The sequence below is a fragment of the Klebsiella sp. JN_Kp121 genome, assembly GCF_040062145.1.
GTDB classification, from domain to species: Bacteria; Pseudomonadota; Gammaproteobacteria; order Enterobacterales; family Enterobacteriaceae; genus Klebsiella; species Klebsiella aerogenes.
The window spans coordinates 173,455-193,673 of record NZ_JBEAHX010000005.1 but is presented as its reverse complement, the minus strand read 5'-3'; the positions used below and the strand labels follow the sequence as shown (position 1 = coordinate 193,673).

The 20,219-nt window shown below is 55.3% G+C and carries 22 protein-coding genes; 12 read left to right on the top strand and 10 right to left on the bottom strand.

The window, feature by feature from the left end; genetic code table 11:
- The first annotated feature begins 63 nt into the window (after positions 1-63).
- Entirely contained in the window at positions 64-1,263 is a 1,200-nt protein-coding gene (locus tag ABLU86_RS09910; RefSeq protein WP_047047153.1) for a sugar transporter, read from the top strand.
- 99 nt (positions 1,264-1,362) lie between these two features.
- Here ABLU86_RS09910 and ABLU86_RS09905 read toward each other — a convergent pair whose 3' ends face one another.
- Positions 1,363-2,031 (bottom strand): MarC family NAAT transporter, encoded by a 669-nt coding sequence (locus ABLU86_RS09905; protein ID WP_021463167.1) that lies wholly within the window; start codon positions 2,029-2,031, stop codon positions 1,363-1,365.
- A gap of 262 nt (positions 2,032-2,293) precedes the next feature.
- Between ABLU86_RS09905 and marR the strand changes: the two genes are divergently transcribed.
- From marR to marB, 3 genes are read left to right on the top strand one after another with little or no spacing between them, the layout of a single operon-like run.
- On the top strand, positions 2,294-2,728 hold the full coding sequence (gene marR, locus ABLU86_RS09900) for a multiple antibiotic resistance transcriptional regulator MarR (RefSeq protein WP_015366732.1): 435 nt from the start codon (positions 2,294-2,296) through the stop codon (positions 2,726-2,728).
- A 17-nt stretch (positions 2,729-2,745) separates the two neighbouring features.
- On the top strand, positions 2,746-3,129 hold the full coding sequence (gene marA, locus ABLU86_RS09895; protein ID WP_015366733.1) for an MDR efflux pump AcrAB transcriptional activator MarA: 384 nt from the start codon (positions 2,746-2,748) through the stop codon (positions 3,127-3,129).
- A gap of 30 nt (positions 3,130-3,159) precedes the next feature.
- Positions 3,160-3,366, top strand: coding sequence for a multiple antibiotic resistance protein MarB (gene marB, locus ABLU86_RS09890; protein WP_020078926.1), 207 nt, complete (start codon positions 3,160-3,162; stop codon positions 3,364-3,366).
- A gap of 33 nt (positions 3,367-3,399) precedes the next feature.
- Here marB and eamA read toward each other — a convergent pair whose 3' ends face one another.
- Entirely contained in the window at positions 3,400-4,314 is a 915-nt protein-coding gene (gene eamA, locus ABLU86_RS09885) for an O-acetylserine/cysteine exporter (protein WP_047058811.1), read from the bottom strand.
- Between the two features lie 193 nt (positions 4,315-4,507).
- On the opposite strand from eamA, the gene ydeE reads away from it, so the two are divergent.
- Both ydeE and ABLU86_RS09875 read left to right on the top strand, forming a co-directional pair.
- Positions 4,508-5,692, top strand: a complete 1,185-nt coding sequence (gene ydeE / locus ABLU86_RS09880; protein WP_015705311.1) for an efflux MFS transporter YdeE — start codon at positions 4,508-4,510, stop codon at positions 5,690-5,692.
- Between the two features lie 115 nt (positions 5,693-5,807).
- Positions 5,808-6,278, top strand: coding sequence for a helix-turn-helix domain-containing protein (locus ABLU86_RS09875; protein ID WP_032707969.1), 471 nt, complete (start codon positions 5,808-5,810; stop codon positions 6,276-6,278).
- 29 nt (positions 6,279-6,307) lie between these two features.
- Here the strand turns inward: ABLU86_RS09875 and ABLU86_RS09870 are convergent, their stop codons facing one another.
- Both ABLU86_RS09870 and ABLU86_RS09865 read right to left on the bottom strand, forming a co-directional pair.
- On the bottom strand, positions 6,308-7,411 hold the full coding sequence (locus tag ABLU86_RS09870; RefSeq protein ID WP_348796079.1) for a cobalamin-independent methionine synthase II family protein: 1,104 nt from the start codon (positions 7,409-7,411) through the stop codon (positions 6,308-6,310).
- Positions 7,412-7,553: 142 nt separating this feature from the next.
- Positions 7,554-7,967, bottom strand: coding sequence for a rhodanese-like domain-containing protein (locus tag ABLU86_RS09865; protein ID WP_045387751.1), 414 nt, complete (start codon positions 7,965-7,967; stop codon positions 7,554-7,556).
- A 68-nt stretch (positions 7,968-8,035) separates the two neighbouring features.
- Here ABLU86_RS09865 and ftrA point away from each other — a divergent pair, with 68 nt between their 5' ends.
- The 3 genes from ftrA to mgtS all read left to right on the top strand — a co-directional run bounded on the left by ftrA (position 8,036) and on the right by mgtS (position 9,552).
- Positions 8,036-9,037 carry a transcriptional regulator FtrA gene (gene ftrA / locus ABLU86_RS09860; protein WP_045387748.1) on the top strand — a complete coding sequence of 334 codons (1,002 nt, stop codon included), beginning with the start codon at positions 8,036-8,038 and terminating at the stop codon, positions 9,035-9,037.
- A 64-nt stretch (positions 9,038-9,101) separates the two neighbouring features.
- A complete protein-coding gene (locus tag ABLU86_RS09855) occupies positions 9,102-9,317 on the top strand; it encodes a DUF4177 domain-containing protein (RefSeq protein WP_015366741.1) in 216 nt (71 codons plus the stop codon).
- A 139-nt stretch (positions 9,318-9,456) separates the two neighbouring features.
- Positions 9,457-9,552 carry a protein MgtS gene (mgtS, locus tag ABLU86_RS09850; protein ID WP_004102377.1) on the top strand — a complete coding sequence of 32 codons (96 nt, stop codon included), beginning with the start codon at positions 9,457-9,459 and terminating at the stop codon, positions 9,550-9,552.
- 75 nt (positions 9,553-9,627) lie between these two features.
- Here the strand turns inward: mgtS and ABLU86_RS09845 are convergent, their stop codons facing one another.
- On the bottom strand, positions 9,628-10,518 hold the full coding sequence (locus ABLU86_RS09845) for a LysR substrate-binding domain-containing protein (protein ID WP_020078931.1): 891 nt from the start codon (positions 10,516-10,518) through the stop codon (positions 9,628-9,630).
- A 177-nt stretch (positions 10,519-10,695) separates the two neighbouring features.
- Here ABLU86_RS09845 and ABLU86_RS09840 point away from each other — a divergent pair, with 177 nt between their 5' ends.
- Entirely contained in the window at positions 10,696-11,304 is a 609-nt protein-coding gene (locus ABLU86_RS09840; RefSeq protein ID WP_348796110.1) for a glutathione S-transferase family protein, read from the top strand.
- 6 nt (positions 11,305-11,310) lie between these two features.
- Here the strand turns inward: ABLU86_RS09840 and ABLU86_RS09835 are convergent, their stop codons facing one another.
- From ABLU86_RS09835 to ABLU86_RS09825, 3 genes are all read right to left on the bottom strand, one after another.
- Positions 11,311-12,267 (bottom strand): sensor domain-containing diguanylate cyclase, encoded by a 957-nt coding sequence (locus ABLU86_RS09835; RefSeq protein WP_015705307.1) that lies wholly within the window; start codon positions 12,265-12,267, stop codon positions 11,311-11,313.
- A 129-nt stretch (positions 12,268-12,396) separates the two neighbouring features.
- A complete protein-coding gene (locus ABLU86_RS09830) occupies positions 12,397-12,555 on the bottom strand; it encodes a hypothetical protein (protein ID WP_348796080.1) in 159 nt (52 codons plus the stop codon).
- A gap of 381 nt (positions 12,556-12,936) precedes the next feature.
- Positions 12,937-14,001, bottom strand: coding sequence for a LacI family DNA-binding transcriptional regulator (locus tag ABLU86_RS09825; RefSeq protein ID WP_015705304.1), 1,065 nt, complete (start codon positions 13,999-14,001; stop codon positions 12,937-12,939).
- Positions 14,002-14,209: 208 nt separating this feature from the next.
- On the opposite strand from ABLU86_RS09825, the gene ABLU86_RS09820 reads away from it, so the two are divergent.
- Complete coding sequence (locus tag ABLU86_RS09820; RefSeq protein WP_151084991.1) at positions 14,210-17,317, top strand: beta-galactosidase; 3,108 nt, start codon at positions 14,210-14,212, stop codon at positions 17,315-17,317.
- A 41-nt stretch (positions 17,318-17,358) separates the two neighbouring features.
- Positions 17,359-18,624 carry an MFS transporter gene (locus ABLU86_RS09815; protein WP_126026482.1) on the top strand — a complete coding sequence of 422 codons (1,266 nt, stop codon included), beginning with the start codon at positions 17,359-17,361 and terminating at the stop codon, positions 18,622-18,624.
- 4 nt (positions 18,625-18,628) lie between these two features.
- On the opposite strand, the gene ABLU86_RS09810 is transcribed toward ABLU86_RS09815, so the two are convergent.
- Together ABLU86_RS09810 and ABLU86_RS09805 are read right to left on the bottom strand one after the other, a co-directional pair.
- On the bottom strand, positions 18,629-19,744 hold the full coding sequence (locus ABLU86_RS09810; RefSeq protein WP_042897591.1) for an AAA family ATPase: 1,116 nt from the start codon (positions 19,742-19,744) through the stop codon (positions 18,629-18,631).
- Positions 19,745-19,768: 24 nt separating this feature from the next.
- Complete coding sequence (locus ABLU86_RS09805; RefSeq protein WP_015705301.1) at positions 19,769-20,029, bottom strand: hypothetical protein; 261 nt, start codon at positions 20,027-20,029, stop codon at positions 19,769-19,771.
- Positions 20,030-20,219 lie beyond the last annotated feature (190 nt).

The following is a 20,219-nucleotide window of genomic DNA, read 5'->3' as shown; positions in this document are numbered from 1 at the left end:
ATTTCAGCAGCATTCGTTTTAAGATCGCCTTCTCTTCTTCTCATTACTACCAGCCCGGAATTTATGCTTACAAATACGGTCTCACGCAAAGTCGCGTGGCTGCGGGTCGTCACGCTGGCAATTGCCGCCTTTATCTTTAATACCACGGAATTTGCTCCGGTCGGTTTGCTGTCTGATATCGCCGACAGCTTCGGCATGGAAACGGCCCAGGTCGGGATCATGCTGACCATTTATGCCTGGGTAGTGGCATTGATGTCGCTGCCGTTCATGCTGCTGACAAGCCAAATGGAGCGCCGTCGCCTGCTCATTGGCCTGTTCGTGTTATTTATCGCCAGCCACGTCTTGTCGTTTTTCGCGTGGAACTTCACGGTGCTGGTAGTAAGCCGCATTGGTATCGCCTTCGCCCATGCGGTGTTCTGGTCGATCACCTCGGCGCTGGCTATCCGTATGGCCCCGCCCGGCAAGCGCGCCCAGGCGCTAAGCCTAATCGCCACCGGTACCGCGCTGGCCATGGTGTTCGGCATCCCTATTGGCCGTATCGTCGGGCAATATTTCGGCTGGCGCACCACTTTCCTGGCCATTGGTCTTGGCGCTTTAGCGACGCTGGTGTGCCTGGCGAAACTATTGCCGGCGCTGCCAAGCGAACATTCCGGTTCGCTGAAGAGCCTGCCGGTGCTGTTCCGCCGCCCGGCGCTGCTCGGCATTTATCTGCTGACGGTTATCGTGGTGACCGCGCACTACACGGCATACAGCTATATTGAACCCTTCGTTCAAACCGTCGCTGGCCTTAGCGGTAACTTCGCCACCCTACTGCTGTTAGTGCTCGGCGGCGCAGGTATTATCGGCAGTATTGTCTTCGGCAAGCTGGGCAATCAACATGCTTCAGGGCTGATTACCACCGCTATCGGCCTGTTGCTAATATGCCTGCTGTTACTGCTACCCGCCTCACGGAACGCCAACCAGCTGATGCTGCTCAGCGTGTTTTGGGGGATCGCGATAATGGTCATCGGCCTCGGCATGCAGGTGAAAGTGCTGGCACTGGCTTCGGATGCTACCGATGTCGCGATGTCGCTGTTTTCGGGTATTTTCAATATTGGTATTGGCGCCGGCGCGCTGGTCGGCAGTCAGGTGAGTACGCAGCTGTCGATGTCGGCGATAGGCTACGTTGGCGCAGTGCCGGCGCTGGTGGCGCTGGTCTGGGCAGTGATGATTTTTCGCCGCTGGCCAACGCCGCTTGATGAACAGCAAGCGCATCACTCATGATAACGACGCGGGCGGTCAATGCCGCCCGCGGCGCCGACATCCTATCCCCAAAAGGCCCGAAACAGACACGTCGCCGGGCCTTTCAGAAAGTTATCGCGATCAGGCGTGATAGTTGGTGATAATCTCCAGCACGCCGTTAATGATGAACTGAACCCCCATACAGACCAGCAGGAAACCCATCAGGCGGGAAATCGCTTCTATGCCGCCTTTCCCCACCAGCCGCATGATTGCCCCGGAACTTCGCAGGCAGCCCCACAGAATGACCCCCACCAGCGCGAAGATAATCGGCGGCGCCGCCAATACTACCCAATCAGGGAAATCGACGCCGTGCTTCACCGTCGAAGCGGAGCTGATAATCATCGCAATGGTGCCCGGCCCGGCGGTGCTGGGCATCGCCAACGGCACGAAGGCGATATTCGCCGTGGGTTCATCCTGCAGTTCTTCCGATTTGATCTTCGCTTCCATCGAATCATGGGCTTTCTGCTGCGGAAACAGCATACGAAAACCGATAAAAGCCACGATCAGCCCGCCGGCGATACGCAGACCGGGAATGGAAATACCGAAGGTATTCATGACCACCTGGCCGGCATACCACGCCACCATCAGGATCGCGAAGACATACACCGATGCCATCAACGATTGCCGGTTACGCTCGGCGTTGTTCATATTGCCCGCCAGGCCGAGGAACAGCGCCACGGTGGTGAGCGGGTTCGCCAGCGGTAAAATCACCGCCAGACCGATCCCTATTGCTTTAAAGAGTTCCAGCATAGTGAGTCAACATCCCGTTAAGTATCATTTTTTCAGTACAGTTTCACCCCGTGAGTATATCGACAGCAGCAGCGCAGATGCCACACCCCATGAAAAAATCACGCTTATAAAAAATAACAAGCGTTAGTAAAATGGAAAAAAGTGACCACCATCAAATTATCGTTCTTTAGCAAATCGTGGCATCGGCGAATTCATAATGTTGACTTATGATTGCCACGGCAATAATATCCATCGCAACTAAATAATTGCCTGGGCAACTATCATGGAAAACACCAACAATCTGTTCAACGAGATGATCCCTCTCGGCCGATTGATCCAGATGGTTAACCAGAAAAAAGATCGACTGCTCAACGACTACCTTTCACCCATGGATATCACCGCTACCCAATTTCGGGTGCTCTGTTCCATTCGCTGCGAGGTATGTACGACACCCGTTGAGCTGAAGACCGTTCTGTCGGTCGATCCAGGCGCAATGACGCGCATGCTCGACAGACTCGTCTGCAAAGGCTGGATAGAACGGTTGCCCAACCCCAATGACAAGCGCGGTATTCTGGTGCAACTGACTCCAGAAGGCGCAGCCCTTTGTGAGCACTGTCATCAGGTTGTGGGTCAAAAATTGCACCAGGAACTAACAAAAAATCTAACGGCAGACGAAGTGGTCATGCTTGAGCAACTGCTCAAGAAAGTCCTGCCGTAATAAGAAGAGGTAAGATGATGTCCAGACGCAATAACGACGCCATCACTATCCATAGTATTTTGTCGTGGATCGAAGAGAACCTGGAATCTCCATTGTCGCTGGAGAAAGTTTCGGAGCGCTCAGGTTACTCCAAATGGCACCTGCAAAGAATGTTCAAGAAAGAGACCGGCCACTCGCTGGGCCAGTACATCCGCAGTCGTAAGCTGACGGAGATTGCGCAAAAACTCAAGCAGAGCAACGAGCCAATTTTGTATCTGGCTGAACGTTACGGTTTTGAATCGCAACAGACGCTGACGCGAACGTTTAAAAACTACTTCGATGTTCCGCCGCACAAATATCGCATCACCAACGTTCCGGGAGAATCCCGCTACCTGATGCCACTAAATAATTATTGTTGTTAATCGCCTGCATAAAGACGTATCGAGGAAATCATGAAATTATTCGCTACCGCCGCCATCGTGCTAATGGCGCTGGCTGCAAGCCAGAGTTACGCGGAGCAAACCACCACTCCGGTTCGCCACAATAACCGGGATGCGATGATTATTCCTTCGGAACATAACGACTCGCCGTTTGATTTTAATCACATGGCTGCCGGCAATGATAAATCGGATGAGCTGGGCGTACCGTATTACAACTAATGCTCCACTTGTTCTGATATCTCCTGGGCCCCGCTAACGCGGGGCTTTTTTATCCCGCGCCGCGCCCGGGCGCACCAGCCGCAGACCAAACACGTTAATGTAGAGCCCGCCCATAATCAGCGCCGCCCCCAACAGCTGCAGGCCATTGAGCCGTTCACCGAGTAGCAGAGCCGCGCTGGCCATCCCGACCACCGGCACCAACAGCGACAACGGCGCCACCCGCCAGGTTTCATAACGTCCCAGCAGCACTCCCCAGATACCGTAACCAACAATAGTGGCGACAAACGCCAGATACATGAGCGATAGCACGGTCGTGGCGTCGATATTCACCAGGCTCTCCGCCATCGCCTGCGGCCCATCAACAATACCCGACGCCAGCATAAACGGTAAAACCGGAATCAACGCGCTCCACACCACCAGCGACATAATCGGCGGCCTGTGCTGCTGAGACATAATCTTCTTGTTGAAAATGTTACCGCAGGCCCAGCTAAACGCCGCCGCCAGAGTCAGCATAAAACCGACCAGCGGCACGTGCTGGCCACCGAGGCTGGCCTCAACCAGTACCAGGACGCCAAAAATCGCCAGCGCGATACCGGCAACCTGCTTTCCCTGTAACCGCTCGCCAAAGACAAAAGCGCCCAGCACGATTGTGAAAAAGGCCTGCGCCTGCAGCACCAGAGAAGCCAGCCCGGCCGGCATACCGAGGTTGATCGCGCAGAATAAAAAGGCGAACTGGCCGAAACTGATGGTCAGGCCGTAGCCCAGCAGCAGACGCAGCGGTATTTTGGGCCGCGCAACGAACAGCAGCGCCGGAAACGCCACCAATAAAAAACGTAACCCCGCCAGCATCAGCGGCGGCATATTGTGTAACCCGAGCTTAATCACCACAAAATTAAGCCCCCACACCACCACTACCAGCATTGCCAGCAGTCCATCTCTGCGCGTCATACGAAGCCCCTGTCTTCCTGGTCAACGATGACCACCGTCAAAGTAACCAAATTCCCGCCGCTCGAACAGATCATTATTTTTAGCAGGTGCTGAAGGCACTTTCCGACACGGAGCCCGCTATACAAGGCTCAGTTAGCATGCTATTTGTGATCGGGCACAACAAAAATAAAACACTTCATCGGGCAAGGAAAAAATGACAACCACCATCAGGCGCTCAACGGTAGCGCTGTTGGCGTCGTCGTTGCTGTTAACCATCGGCCGCGGCGCAACGCTTCCTTTTATGACGATTTATCTCACCCGTCGGTTCCAGCTGGAAGTCGATGTCATTGGCTATGCGCTCTCCGTCGCGCTGGTCGTCGGCGTTATCTTCAGCATGGGCTTCGGTATTCTTGCCGATAAATTCGACAAAAAACGCTATATGCTGATCGCCATCGTGGCGTTTATCGTGGGCTTTATCGCCATCCCCGCGGTCAATAGCGTGGCGCTGGTGGTGTTCTTTTTCTCATTGATCAACTGCGCCTATTCGGTTTTCTCCACGGTACTGAAAGCCTGGTTTGCCGACGTGCTGACGCCGGAGAAAAAAGCGCGCATCTTTTCGCTCAACTATACCTTCCTCAATATCGGCTGGACCGTTGGGCCGCCAATCGGCACCCTGCTGGTAATGCAGAGTATTAACCTGCCTTTCTGGCTGGCTGCGCTGTGCGCCGCCTTCCCGCTGGTGTTTATTCAGCTCTTCGTCGAGCGCACCTCTGCCGCCAGTGCGGAAGGCATCACGCCGCAGTGGACGCCGTCGGTGCTTTTGCGCGACCGCGCCTTGCTGTGGTTTACCTTTTCCGGCTTGCTGGCGTCATTTGTCGGCGGCTCTTTCGCCTCCTGCATTTCGCAGTATGTGCTGGCCGCAGGCACCAGCGACTTCGCGGAAAAAGTGGTCGCGGTAGTGCTGCCGGTCAACGCCGCGGTGGTCGTCGCGTTGCAATATGCCGTCGGGCGACGGCTTTCGGCGCGAAACATCCGCCCGCTAATGACCTTCGGCACCCTGTGCTATGTGTTGGGTCTCGGCGGGTTTATCCTCTCCGGTAATAATCTGCTGATGTGGGGCATTTCGGCCGCTATCTTTACCCTTGGCGAAATTATTTATGCGCCGGGCGAATATATGCTGATCGATCAGATTGCCCCACCCGGTATGAAAGCCAGCTACTTTTCCGCCCAGTCGTTAGGCTGGTTAGGCGCGGCGTTCAATCCGATGCTAACCGGGATAATCCTCACCCATCTGCCGCACTGGTCGCTATTCTTCATTTTAATGCTGGCGATAGTCGCCGCCTGGCTGATGATTTTCCGCGGCATGAACGTGCGTCCGTGGCAAACCGTACAGGCGTAAGCCGCGCGTCATGCGGCTGTCGGGTTGCTGTCGTCTGTCTGTCGGGTGCCTGTCGTGGCGCCCGGCAGGCTAAAAAACCACACTGGTCTCAGGTTCTCATCCGGAGATTAACATCATGAACAGCAGTACCCGAGTCAAACAATTACGTCTGCAGCGCGCCTGGTCCCAGGAACAGCTTGCCGAACTGGCTGGCGTCAGCGTTCGCACTATCCAGAGGATCGAAAACGGCGATCGCCCGGGGTTAGAAACCCTGAGCGCCCTGGCGGCAGTGTTTGAGATAAATGTGGCCGAACTCAGCGACGATGCGCCTGTCGGTCACGAAGCGTCGCTCGATTTACGGATCGAAGAAGCGAAAAGCCGTCTGCATCAGGAGAGCCGTTTTTTCCGCTCGCTAAGCGTGGCGGTCACGGTTTGCGTTTTGTTGCTGGTGATTAATTATTTCACCCAACCGGATGTCTACTGGTCAGTATGGGTGGCGATCGTCTGGGGTGCATTATTGCTACTACGGGGATTACGTCTGTTTGTCTTTGCCGGGTGGATCCGCCACTGGCGACAGGCACGCCTACAGCGCCTGCTGCGCAAATAGAAAAAGCCCGCTTAATGCGGGCTATCTCCTTACCAGACCTGGGCGGCGATCCCTGTGACCAGCCGCACTTTATCCCACTGCTGGGCTTCGCTTAACGAATTGCCCTCTTCGGTGGAGGCAAAGCCGCACTGCGGGCTCAGGCAAATCTGCTCCAGCGGCACATACTGCGCCGCCTCCTGCAGGCGCGCCTTCACGCCTTCCGGGTTTTCCAGTTCGCCATTCTTGGTGGTAATCAGCCCCAGTACCACCTGCTGATGGCCTGGTCGGATAAAGCGCAGCGGGGCAAAATCACCGGAACGGTCATTATCATATTCGAGGAAGAACGCGTCGATGTTGACGCCGCCGAAGAGAATTTCCGCCACGGGCTCGTAGCCGCCTTCTGAAATCCAGGTCGAACGGAAGTTACCGCGACAGACGTGCAGACCAACGGTCAGATCCTGCGGTTTCCCTTCCAGCGCTTTATTCAGCACCCGGGCATAGGTACGCGCCAGTTCGTCCGGATCGTCACCGCGCTCGCGTACCTGCTGGCGTTGTTCGTCTGAACATAAATAGGCCCAGACGGTGTCATCGAGTTGCAGATAACGGCAGCCAGCGTCATAGAAAGCGCGGATCGCGTCACGCCAGGTGGTTGCTAAATCGTCAAAGTATTCGGCCAGGTCCGGGTATACCGTGCTATCGATATCTTTACGCCCGCCGCGGAAGTGCAGCACGCTGGGGCTGGGGATGGTCATTTTCGGCTGCGCATTGCCGCTGACGCTTTTCAAAAAGCGGAAATCTTCCAGCATTGGATGGTTGCCGAAGCCCAGTTTACCGGTCACGCGCACGCCGTGCGCTTTGGTCTGTACGCCGTTGAACTGAATACCTTTCTCTGAATCGTAACGTTCCACGCCTTCCAGACCGTCGAAGAAGTCGAAGTGCCACCACGCGCGCCGGAACTCACCGTCGGTCACCACGTGCAGGCCGCAATCGCACTGCTGCTGAACCAGTTGGCCGATGGCTTCATTCTCAATTTCACGCAGATGGCCGGCATCAATATTGCCTTCCGCCAGTTGCAGGCGCGCCTGCTTAATAGCGTCAGGACGTAAAAAACTGCCGACAATATCTGCGCGGAACGGGGCCTGGTGACGTTGCATGTTCTCTCCTTAACGGCAGGCAGGTAGTTGCCCGCCGTGATAATTCATTATTTGAATTTTTAGACTTCTGGATGTCTATATGTCCAGATACTGTCATGCGGAGAGAGCATCGGCAAACGAGAAAAATTCATGGCTGTTGAATTTATTTCATGTTGCTGGCTTCGCTGAGGCTAAATGCGAACCCCTCATCCGCCCAACCAGTCAGGCCGCCGAGCATCATTTTTACCGGTCTGCCAAGCTGTGCCAGCTTTAAGGCGGCAATATCCGCGCCGTTGCAGTGCGGCCCGGCGCAATAGACAACAAACAGCGTTTCCGCGGGCCACTGCGCCATTCGCGCGGCATTGATCTCGCGATGCGGCAGATGCAGCGCGCCAGGCAGGTGGCGACGGGCAAACACATCATGACTGCCAATCACGTGCAGTAGCACAAAGTCCTGTTCGCCGTGCTGCATGGCGTGATGGACATCCGCGCAGTCGGTTTCGAAACTCAATTTATGGGCAAACCAGGCAGCGGCATCGACCGGGGCGGCTGGTGTAAATTGGCTTACAACACTCATGGCGTATTCTCCTTGTCTGTGGTAACACTACTTTAACCACCACCGTACCCGGACCACCGCCCCCATTGATGACAGAAAACGCTGAAATCCTGACAACCCGCAATGTGACACTGTCACCACCAAAAGTCGTCGTTCTGGCCTATGACGGCCTGTGTACCTTTGAATTCGGCGTGGCGGTGGAGATTTTTGGCCTCCCGCGCCCGGAAATGGGGGAAAGCTGGTATCGGTTCGCGGTCGCCGCCGTCGATGATGGCGAGCTTCGCGCCACCGGCGGTATCCGTATCGTCAGCGATGGCGGGCTGGCGCTGCTTGATGAAGCGGACACCATCGTGGTGCCCGGCTGGCGTGGCATAGAAAGCGATGTTCCTCAAGCGTTGTGCCAGGCGCTGGCGGCTGCGTACGCGCGCGGCTGCAGAATCGTTTCTATCTGTTCCGGGGTGTTTGTGCTCGCCGCCGCCGGATTGCTCAATGGGCGGCAGGCCACCACCCATTGGCGTTATACTGCCCGGCTGCAGCAGCGTTTTCCGTTGATTGAGGTGGTGGAAGACGTGCTGTACGTTGGCGATGCGCGGCTGATGACCTCCGCCGGCAGCGCCGCGGGCATTGATCTCTGTCTGCATCTGGTGCGCGAAGATTTCGGCCATGAAGCGGCGAATATCGTCGCACGGCGGCTGGTGGTGTCTCCGCACCGCGACGGTGGGCAGGCGCAGCAGGTGATTCGCCCGGTGGCTACAGCGCGTGAAAGCCAGCGCCTCGGCCAGCTGTTTGATTACCTGTATCAGCATCTCGCTGAGAGCCATACCCTCGCCTCGCTGGCGCAACGGATGGATATGAGCCCGCGCACTTTCTTGCGCCGTTTTCAGCAGGCGACCGGCAAATCACCGGCCCGCTGGCTGCTCGATGAGCGGTTGCTTCGCGCCCGCCAGCAGCTCACCGACAGCCGCCTCAGCATCGACAGAATCGCCGAAATCTGCGGTTTCGCTAATGCCAGTACGCTACGTCATCACTTTCGCCAGCATTTCGCCGTGAGCCCGCTGCAATATCGAAAAAAGTTTTCCACCCGTCAGTGATAATATTAATATGGCCAGCGACAATTATTCGCGTCGTTGATTTACACCTGCAAGGATTAAGCTGATGAAAAAAGAGTGTCGCGTCGTTATCTATAAAGAGGGGCTGCTGGGCAGTATGTTTTTTGGCGAAGCGAAAGCCGATCCCGATAAAATGAGCCGGTTCCTCACTGAGTACACGCAGCAGGGCTGGGAAGTCAAAACCATGGCGGTCGAGCGCCGCCGCAGCGCCCTGTTCTGGTCGCGCGAAGCCTATTTATTTGTGCTCGAACGCGCCATCTGATGCGTTAATTTATTTCATATACCCTAACGCCATTCTGGTTAATCGTTTGTTTAGATTGACCAGGATATTATCTCTTCAACAACCGTAAACCCTGTTCAATGAGGACAACATTAGCGCATAAATAAGATGGAGGTAGACCATGCTGGGAAACATGCATGTTTTTATGGCCGTACTGGGAACAATCCTGTTCTTTGGTTTTCTGGCCGCGTATCTAAGCCACAAATGGGATGACTGATGAACGACGATAATCCCCACCCGTAAGCGCCCCCTGCTGCTGTTGCACCAGGGGGCGTTCTGTTTTTAAAGACCGTTATTGCCGTTGTTGCTGCCAGATAGTGATTTCGTCAAAAAGCCAGCCGATAAACAGCGCTGCCTCCTCCTTTTCCTCCGCCAACGGAGAGACCGCCAACCAGTAGTGCCAGGGATAAGGCGCAGTAATTGCCGTTATCTGCACCAACTCTCCTCTATCCAGCGCCCCCTGAACCAGAGATCTACGCTCCAGAGCGATACCTTCGCCCAGCCGTACCGCATCAAGAACCAGATTTGAATCATTAACCCGTAGTCCGCCTGGCTCGATCTCTTTCTCCAGCCCAGCGTTCAGGCACCAGCTTTTCCATGATTCCATCGAATAAATAATGTTGCTCGCAGCCACCTCCTCCGGCGTCGCTGGCAGCTTGCCGCCGTTATAATTTGGCGCGGCGACAACCATTAATTCATCCGCAAAGAGAAAATGACTTTTAACCCCTTCCCATTCACCACGCCCCATACGGATAGCAATATCAATCCCTTCCTGTTCCAGATCGCTCACCGTCAAGCTGGCCTGAAGCCGCAATAAGATATGAGGATATTTCTCGCGAAATCTCATTAGCCGCGGCAATAGCCAGTGACACCCAAATGAAGGTAGTGTTGACAACGTAAGTTCCAACGTCCGAGGTTTAATTTGTACCAGCTTTGTCGCCTCTGCGATATGCTGCAGAGCCTCGCGAATTTGCAGCGCGTACAGCCGCCCTTCTTCATTGATTTGTACGCCACGCCCCTGGCGGATAAAGAGTTTTACCCCAACAAGCTCCTCGAGGATTTTGATTTGCTGGCTAATCGCCGAATGTGTCACATTCAGTTCCTTCGCCGCTAGCGTCACGCTGCCAAGACGGGCGACGGCCTCGAAACTGCGCAAACTTGCAATAGGTGGATAATTCGACATCTGTTGCTCTCTGCACCCTGCCGGTTAATGTCAGAAATACTTACGCTCTGTATAAGAAAACCATGATATTCGTCGCTATCGGTTTACGCTAATCTGCGGTGGTCTGCTTATCGGCAGCGCCTGAACACATGATTTCCCGATAATAGAATGATGTTAATCTGGAATAAAAAAATGACGATGAAACTTATTGGTATGATGGATTCGCCTTACGTTAGGCGTGTTGCAATCTCGCTGGAACTATACGGCATACAATTTGTGAGCGTTCCTTTATCAGTATTCAACACCTTTGATGCGTTTTCACAAATTAACCCGGTTGTTAAAGCGCCAACGGCGGTACTGGATAACGGTTTGTTATTAATGGACTCGACACTGATTCTACAATATTTCGAAATGCAGGCCGAACCCAGGTGTAAACTGTTAGCGAAAAATCCGCATCGGTTAGCGGAGGATCTGCAACTGTTGGGGTTTATTCTCGCTGCCAGCGAAAAGGCGGTACAAAATATTTATGAACATCGCCTCCGTCCGGCGGAAAAACAGCATCAGCCATGGATTGAGCGTGTAACACAGCAACTGCTGGCAGCTTGTCATGAATGGGATGCAAGATTGGCCGGCCGCACTACCGCCCAACAGCTGGATCAGGTCATGATAACCAGTACTGTCGTCTGGTCATTTATTCAGGCTATGATCCCAACGACAATCCCGCCCCACGATTTTAAACATATACATGGTTTAGCCGAAGCATGTGAGGCTTTAGCCGTTTTTAAAAAATATCCTCTGGCGGAATAATCGCGTTTATAAGGTTTTCCTACGCTTGCGCGAATACATCACTTCATCGCTTTGTTTTAGCATATCCCCGAGCGTCGGATAACGGCTGACATCGCTCTGTAGCTCGCCGTAAGAGTAATTAATGTTATAGGGTTTTCCTGACGTCTGGTTGTAATGATCGACACTCTCACGCAGCTTTTGCAAGAATGTGTCGGCACGCCCGTTGCGGGTAATGATGGCGGCGAACTCATCGCCGCCTAAACGGCCGACAACCTCGCCTGGCAGCAGATGTTGCGCCAGAAACGCCGCGAAGGTTTTTAGCACCTCGTCACCTTCCGCATGCCCCCACAGATCGTTAATGGGTTTGAATTTATCGAGATCAAAAAAGACCAGGCTAAACGGCGTTGCATTGCTGGTAAGCGTACGGAAGCGTTTATCGCCGATGCGGTAAAAGCCGCGCCGGTTAGCGATGCCGGTCAGACTGTCGGTCATCGCCATGCCAATCACCTGGAACTCATCCTCGACGATATACGCCAGATCCTTGAGTACGGCGATCTCTTCATCGTTAAACTCGCGCGGCGTGGTATGAATCAGGCATAGCGTACCGGCCACGGCGCCATCGGGCAGATGGACAGGATAGCCCGCGTAGAAGCGGATATAGGGTTCGCCCGTCACCAGCGGGTTATCATAAAAACGATCGTCATTGACCGCATCGTTAACGATGAAGGCGCCGTCCTGCAAGATGGCGTGGGCGCAAAAAGAGATATCGCGCCGGGTCTGGCGAATTCCCAGCCCCTGACAGGCGAGCAGCCACTGCCGTTCCCGGTCGAGCAGGCTGATAAGTACCACCGGCACCTGAAAAATTTTTTTAGCCAGCCGGGTGAGGCGTTCGAAACGCTCATCATCACGGGTATCGAGCAGGTCCGCCAGATACAGCGATTTTAGTCTTTCTTCTTCATTTTCCGGTACGCCAGGGAATTTCATAAAGCCTCATTGCACTAAAGCGAAAAATCAGGTGGCGGGATTAATGAGCAGCCGATGAAAAGCGCGTCAGCGCCCCATACCAGTCATAGCTGCCCTGGGTGCCAATTTCGCGTTCCCCCTCTTCCAGCTTCAGCAGAAAACGTCGTTTGTTAAGCTGATCGAGGTTGTGGAAGTAAGTTGCCAGCGTCGGGCTAAATCTTCATACATGGCAAAAGCCACCGCGGTCCCTTGCACCGCATCGGCATACTTCGCAAATTCGTTCTTAATCGCCTGAAAATCATCGTTCATTGAAAGCACCACCTCCTGTCACAATGTCATCAGTATGGTTAGCCCTGGCCGTTTTTTCCATCCCGATAGCTATCAGCATGTTATGCTGCCTTAAAAAATACAGCCCTGGGAATGTCCGAGACCCTCGCTATGAAAAACAACGTATTTACGCTGCCATCAGCGCAAATTATCAACAACCAGCAGAGGATAATAAAATCGACAAGCGACGAGACCGGGGGAATGGGCAAAAAAAAACCGCCATGTGACTGGCGGTGAATAAATGCTTGCATGGATAGATCGTAGATTGTATTTAGCGTTTTCGTAGAAAAGCGTCGTGAGTTCCTACGTCTGACTCGCAGGCTAGCACGCCCTTGTTCAATAAATCTTAAACCGCAGACGTACTCATAGCTTCTCTACCAGCGCTTTGAGTTCAGCGATCAGCGGCGCGGTATTGTCCTGCGCCGCGAGCGGCCACGTCGACTGGCGTACCACCAGCCGCGCCGGCAGCAGTTCGCGCAGGCTACCGGTCGGCGCCGCCATCTGCTGCATCAGTAATTCCACCGCCCGGCGGCCTAACAGATCAAAATCCTGGGCGACGGTGGTAAGCGGCGGCTGAAAGTAAAGGCTATCGGCCGTATCGTCATAGCCGGTCACCGAAATCGCCTGGCTGCCGCGCCGATTAAGCTGCGCCAGCGCGCTTAACACCCCGAGCGCCATCTGATCGTTGGCGACCACGATCGCGCTTAATTTCGGGTTTTTATGCAGCAACTCAAAGGTTTTTTGCCAGCCGCTGGCGGCGCTCCAGTCGCCGAACACCGTAATCGATTGACTGACCCCCAACCGGTGCAGCGTCTCGCGCCAGCTGCCAAGGCGCATCCGCGCCGATACCGAGCTTTCCGGCCCGGCCAACAGGCCAAACTCGCGATGCCCTAATTCCCAAAGATGGCGCACGCAGGCGCCGCAGCCATCACGATGATCGAAACGCACGCAGGAGACATCCGTCTCCGGCGAGACATCGAGAAACAGGCAGGCGATATCCGTATTTTCCGCCGCCAGCCGTTCGGCGACGCTGCTCTCCAGCGGCAGGCTGATAATGGCGCCTCGAATATGCTGGGCGCGAAACTCATCCAGCCGCGCCTGCAGTGCCGGGTAATCACTTTGCGCCGGCATGGCGATGGCGACCTCCAGCCCCTGCTCACCGGCATACCGTTTCACCGCCGCGGCAATTTGCGACGGCGCGTGTAAGGTTAACGACGCCGTGATAAGCCCTATCGACGCTGCCGCTTTGCCCGCCAATAGCTGTGCTGACCGGTTAGGTACATAGTGAAGCGTCTGCATCGCGCGCAGCACCTTTTCACGGGTGCGCTGCGCCACTATCTGTGGGTTATTCACCACCCGCGACACCGTCTGCTGCGAAACGCCCGCCTCGCGGGCGACATCTTCTAAAGTGGCTGAACGGCGCTGCATCGCGTACTCCTGTCAGTGAAAATGACTTAATGTCTTACGCTAACATTTTATGTCTTCCTTACGACAGAAATCTGCTATTTGCGCCGTGATTCGTGATCGTGAATGGGTTTCATTTTCGCCAACGTTGCGGGCCTGCAAAAAATACCCGATAACCCGATGAGATTGTTTAGCGAATAACATTTATTACCATTATCCGTCAGGTATGCGTATGCAACGATATGATTCAGGCGCCGCTCGCGGCCCCGCTTTTCACGAAGTCCTGGCCCGCGAGGACTGGCAGAACCAGACTATCACCCACCTCAACCGACTGCCCGCTCATCCCTCTTTTGCCAGCTGGCGCGATGCCGATGCGGCGCGCGACAACCGTCCTTCCGACCGCCGCCGTCAGCTGGACGGCAAATGGCAATTTTCCTATGCCCGCAGTCCATTTCAGGTGGATGCCAGCTGGCTACTGCATGACCTGCCTGACAGTCGCCCGACGCCGGTGCCTTCAAACTGGCAAATGGAGGGCTATGACGCGCCGATATACAGCAACGTCCGCTATCCGATTGATACCGTGCCGCCGCGGGTGCCCGAAGACAACCCTACCGGCTGCTATTCGCTACAGTTGACCGTCGATGAGGGGTGGCGGGCCGAAGGGCAAACGCAAATTATCTTTGATGGCGTCAACTCCGCCTTTCATCTGTGGTGCAACGGCGAATGGGTCGGCTACTCACAGGATAGCCGCCTGCCCGCCGCCTTTGATTTAAGCCCGTATCTGCAGCCAGGCGCCAACCGCCTGTGCGTGCTGGTGATGCGCTGGAGCGCGGGCAGTTGGCTTGAAGATCAGGATATGTGGCGCATGAGCGGTATCTTCCGTTCGGTCTGGTTGTTGCATAAACCGCAGGCCCGCCTCAGCGATGTGCAATTAACCCCGCAGCTCGATGCGCGCTATCGCGATGCGCAATTGCAGGTCAAGCTTAGCGTCGAGGCCGCGTCGGAAGCGCTGGCGGCGCTGGAAGTGGAGGTTGCGCTGTGGGATGGCAAAACGCGCCTTGCCAGCCAGCGCCAGCCGCTGGGTACGCCGATTATTGATGAACGCGGCAGCTACGGCGAGCGGGCAATCATCAATCTCGACGTCGATCGCCCGCGGCTGTGGAGCGCCGAGCAGCCTCATTGCTACCGCGCGGTGGTATCGCTATGGCGCGGCGAGACGTTGCTTGAAGCGGAAGGCTGGGATATTGGTTTTCGCCAGGTAGAAATCCGTGACGGGCTACTGTTGCTCAACGGCAAGCCGCTATTGATCCGCGGCGTCAACCGCCACGAACATCATCATCAGCGCGGCCAGGTGGTCAACGAAGAGGATATGGTGCAGGACATTCTGCTGATGAAGCAGAACAATTTCAATGCCGTGCGCTGTTCGCACTACCCCAACGCGCCGCGCTGGTACGAGCTATGCAACCGCTACGGCCTGTACGTGGTGGACGAAGCCAATATCGAAACTCACGGCATGGTGCCGATGAATCGGCTGTCTGACGATCCGGCCTGGCTTGCCGCTTACAGCGCGCGCGTCACCCGTATGGTCCAGAGCAACCGCAACCATCCCTCGATCATTATCTGGTCGCTGGGTAATGAGTCCGGCTGCGGCGACAACCATCAGGCCATGTACCAATGGTTGAAGCACAACGATCCTTCGCGTCCGGTACAGTATGAAGGCGGCGGCGCCGACAGCAGCGCCACCGATATTATCTGCCCGATGTACGCCCGCGTCGAGCGCGACCAGCCCTTCCCGGCGGTGCCCAAATGGTCGATCAAAAAGTGGATCGGTATGCCTGGCGAACAACGCCCGCTAATCCTCTGCGAATACGCCCACGCGATGGGCAATAGCCTGGGCAATTTCGCCGATTACTGGCAAGCCTTCCGCGACTATCCTCGCCTGCAGGGCGGTTTTATCTGGGATTGGGCCGACCAGGCAATCGAAAAAACATTCCCGGATGGTAGCGTCGGCTGGGCCTATGGCGGCGATTTCGGCGATAAGCCTAACGACCGGCAGTTCTGCATGAATGGCCTGGTATTCCCCGACCGGCGCGCTCATCCTTCGCTTATCGAGGCCAAACATGCGCAACAGTATTTCCAGTTCGCCTTGCTGGAACAAAATCCGCTGCGCATTGCTATCACCAGCGAATACCTGTTCCGCGCCACCGACAACGAAACGCTGCGCTGGCGAGTAGAGTGCGCCGGAGAAACGATAGCCAGCGGCGACTTAGCGCTGGCGCTGCCGCCGCAAGGGCGGGCGGAATTGATTCTTAGCGACAGCCTGGCCCTGCCGCGCGGCGCCCGCGATGTCTGGCTGCTACTCGAGGTGATCCAGCCGCAGGCGACGTCATGGTCTGAGCCCGGTCACCGCGTCGCCTGGCAGCAGCTAATGCTTACCGCGCCTCTGGCGCTAGCTGAGACCTCCGCCGAAGGCCCGGCGCCGGTCCTGACCATCAAACCCGCGATCTACGAGGTTAGCGTCGGATCCCAGCGCTGGGTTATCGATCGCCAGAGCGGGCGTTTAAGCGAATGGTATTGCGCGGGAGAACAGCAGCTGCTGACGCCGCTGGAGGATCAGTTTGTCCGTGCGCCGCTGGACAATGATATCGGCGTCAGCGAAGTCGAACGTATCGATCCGAACGCCTGGGTCGAACGCTGGAAGAGCGCCGGTCTGTATTCGTTGACGACCCGCTGCGTGAAATGCGAGGCGCAACAGCTGGCACGGGAGGTGATCGTTGATAGCCACTGGCACTATCTGCGCGACGAGGAGACGGTCATTGCCAGCCACTGGCGTATGACCTTCACCGCCGACGGCAAGCTCCAGCTCACCGTTGATGGCGAACGTGCCGCCACGTTACCGCCGCTGGCGCGCGTCGGGCTGCGCTTTCAGGTCGCCGAACAACACGCTGAGGTCAGTTGGTTGGGATTAGGGCCGCACGAAAACTATCCGGATCGCAAAAGTAGCGCCTGTTTTTCACGCTGGCAACAGCCGCTGCGCGAGATGAGCACTCCCTATATCTTCCCCAGCGAAAACGGTCTGCGCTGCGATTGCAAAGCGCTGGACTGGGGATGCTGGCACGTCGCAGGCCAGTTCCACTTTTCGGTGCAGCCGTACAGCACGGAACAGCTGATGAGGACCGATCACTGGCATCGCATGACGCCGGAAAAAGGCGTCTGGATCACCCTCGACGGCCAGCATATGGGCGTTGGCGGCGATGATTCCTGGACACCAAGCGTTCTGCCACAGTGGCTGCTGCTCGAGACCCACTGGCACTATCAGGTTACGCTTCATTGTCAATAATAACGGGGGCCTCGGCCCCCACCGCACAGGTATAATAAGATATGAAACTCTCTGAACTCACGCCCCGCGAACGGCACAATTTTATCTATTTCATGCTGTTCTTTTTCTTTTACTATTTCATTATGTCGGCTTACTTTCCCTTTTTCCCGGTATGGCTGGCGGAAGTAAACCATTTAACGAAAACCGAAACAGGGATTGTTTTCTCCTCCATTTCGCTGTTCGCGATTATTTTCCAACCGGTGTTTGGCCTGATTTCGGATAAGCTCGGGCTGCGTAAACATCTGCTGTGGACCATTACCGTACTGCTTATTTTATTCGCACCGTTCTTTATTTTTGTCTTCTCGCCGCTGTTGCAAATGAACATTATCGCCGGCGCGCTGGTGGGGGGAATTTATTTAGGCGTGGTATTTTCCAGCGGTTCCGGCGCGGTCGAGGCCTATATTGAACGCGTCAGCCGCGCTAACCGTTTTGAATACGGCAAAGTGCGCGTCTCGGGCTGCGTCGGCTGGGCCCTGTGCGCGTCAATTACCGGCATCTTGTTCGGTATTGATCCTAATATAACCTTCTGGATAGCCTCCGGTTTTGCGCTGGTGCTTGGCGTGTTGTTATGGCTATCGCGCCCGGAAGTCAGCAGCAGCGCGCAGGTTATTGACGCCATCGGCGCCAACCGCCAGGCCTTTTCTCTGCGTACGGCGGCCGAACTGCTGCGAATGCCGCGTTTCTGGGGATTTATTATTTATGTTGTGGGCGTCGCCAGCGTATATGACGTTTTTGACCAGCAGTTCGCAAACTTTTTTAAAGGCTTTTTCGCCACGCCGCAGCGCGGGACCGAAGTTTTTGGCTTTGTCACCACCGGCGGTGAATTACTCAACGCGATGATTATGTTCTGCGCCCCGGCAATTATTAACCGCATCGGCGCGAAAAACGCCCTGCTGATCGCCGGTATAATTATGTCGATGCGCATTCTCGGATCTTCATTTGCGACTTCGGCGGTGGAAGTGGTCATTTTAAAAATGCTGCACATGTTTGAATTACCGTTCCTGCTGGTCGGGACCTTCAAATATATTTCTTCCGCATTTAACCCTAAGCTTTCCGCCACCCTATTTTTAATCGGCTTTAACCTGTCGAAACAGCTTTCCGGCGTAGTGCTTTCGGCCTGGGTCGGGCGGATGTACGACACCGTGGGTTTTCACCAGGCCTACCTGATCCTCGGCTCAATCACCCTGAGCTTTACCCTGGTATCGCTATTTACCTTAAAAGGCGGTAAGACGCTGCTGCCCACGGCAGAGTATAACAACGCGGCCTGAGAGATTAACGTTCCGTCAGGGATGACGGCAACGCCGCTCTAATTTGCGTTTGCCCACCGTTATTTTCCAGTTCGTAGATGCGGCTCTGCGCACGCGCCGAGATCAATTGCGCCAGTTCCGCCGAGTGGCTGGTGAGCCAGATCTGGCTATAGCGTGATGCTTCGACAATCAGTCGCGCCAGCGCCGGGAACATCTGACGATGCAGGCTGTTTTCCGGCTCATTAATGGCGAGAAAGGCCGGTGGCCGTGGGCTGAGCAAGGCAACCGCCAGACATAAAAAACGCAGGGTACCGTCAGACATCTCCGCCGCCAGCAGCGGCCGATAAATTCCCTCCCGGCGCATCTTCATCACGAACCGCGAGTTGTCGTTCTCACAGAAAAAGGTACAGTCGGGGAACGCTTCGCCGAGGATTTCATGCAGCAACTCCTCAGCGCCAATTTCGACGATAGTCTGAAATGCCGCCGCCAGATTGCCGCCATCGCTATCGAGCACCGGCGAACGGTAGCCGACCGTCGGCTGGCGCAGCGGTGAAAGCCTGCCGATGGCAAACTCATGGTAAAAACGCCAACGGCGCATGGTCTCCCTCACGCGCGACACTTCCGGAAAACGATGCGGCTCGCCAAGCTGGCCGAAAATAGACTCGTTTTCGTAAATGGTATCGGTGAAGGTACTTTTTTCACCATTGACGTCGACCAGGAACGCCGCCTGGTTTTTCCGCTGCAGTACACGCGATGATGGCCGGCGGTTAAAGCCCGACAGCCAGATATTCTCTTCTTTAACGATCGGGTCGAGCATGAATTGCGTCGGATACGGCAGTTTTTCCGGAAACCCGACCTGCAGTTCATATTCAAATTCATCGGTCAGGCAGGCGATTTGCAGACGCCGTGGGTGGCGGTCGGTCGGCGCCTGCTTGCCTGACCACATGATGTTCTCCAGCCCGCCCTCCTCGCTGAGATAGCTGGAGAACTGGCCGTTAGCCGAAGCGGTTAACAGATGAATTGCTTTGTAGATATTCGATTTTCCGCAACCGTTAGGGCCAAACACAATATTCAGCGGCCCCAGTTCCAGTTCAATCTCTCTGACTGAACGGAAATTATTGATACGAATACGGTTAATCATGCCATTCCTCAGGCGTGCCGACGCTCAACTGAGCGATTTTTTCATCCCGCGCGTCAGCGCGACTCTGGCGAGCTTATCGGCATCCAGGTGTGTATCACTAAACACGCCGAAAAACAGGCGTTCATTATCAATAACCTGCGACACCACCCGGTAGTTCAGCGGAAGCCCGGATGGCGCGCCGTACTGCGCAGGCGTGACGGAAACTTCCGTCGCGGTGTCGGCGACGCTGACCAGCAGACCATCTGCTTTGCCGCCCACCAGCATGACCTTAATTAACGGGTGCACTGTGTTCCTCCCGAGTGGGGTCAAAAATATCATTGAACAAGTCCCTGGCCACGCCCAAGCGCTGCAGGAAAAAACATCATCGTAAGTACTTTTTTATAGTTCATAGCGGCCAGGAATATAAAAAAAAACAAATTGCACTTTGTAAGTACGCATTATTAGTAGTAAAGGCCGACAAATGATGAAGGAAAAA